Here is a 629-nt window from a genome sequence, read left to right on the forward strand (position 1 = left end):
GGCCTGACGGTGACGATCACCCTGCCGCTGGCGAACCTGGCGATCTGAGGATGCGCCCCCGGTGGGCGCCGAAAAAAGGATCGCGATCCGCCGCGGCGTTAGCGGGGCGTTAACCCGCCCGGGTCCAACTCTGTGGGCACACAGGATCGGACCCGCAGGATGCAGGACTCCCCACTGGCCGCGAAGGGGCTTCGTCCCGGTGGGCCGGAACATCGGACATTCCGGTCACATCAGCGCCCGCGCGCTCCTGCGGCGGCCGCTTCCAAGCGCGCTCCCTGATCCGCACGAACCACCCCTTCGCGCCGCCTGGCCGGCACCGACAGACGAGGAAAAACATCCATGTCGCTCAATTCCGTGAACACCAACATGGGTGCGATGGTCGCGCTCCAGTCGCTCAACAAGACCGGCGCCGAGATGGAGGCGACGCAGAAGCGCATCTCCACGGGCTATCGCGTCTCCGACGCGCGGGACGACGGGGCCGCCTATGCGGTGGCCGAGCGCATCCGCGGCGACCTCGCCTCCACCACCTCGGCGAACCAGCAGCTCGGCGGCATCAAGGGCCTGCTCGACACGACGCGCACGGGGCTGGAGAATATCTCGACCGTGCTGAAGGACGTGAAGTCCACCGT

Annotated in this window: 1 protein-coding gene; it reads left to right on the top strand. The window is 68.0% G+C overall.

The genetic code is table 11. The features are described 5' to 3' along the window. Positions 1–339 precede the first annotated feature (339 nt). On the top strand, positions 340–629 hold a 290-nt coding region (locus tag AC1DWF_RS35835; protein ID WP_476843208.1), incomplete at its 3' end, for a flagellin.

It is taken from the genome of Aminobacter sp. P4_D5, assembly GCF_056401815.1.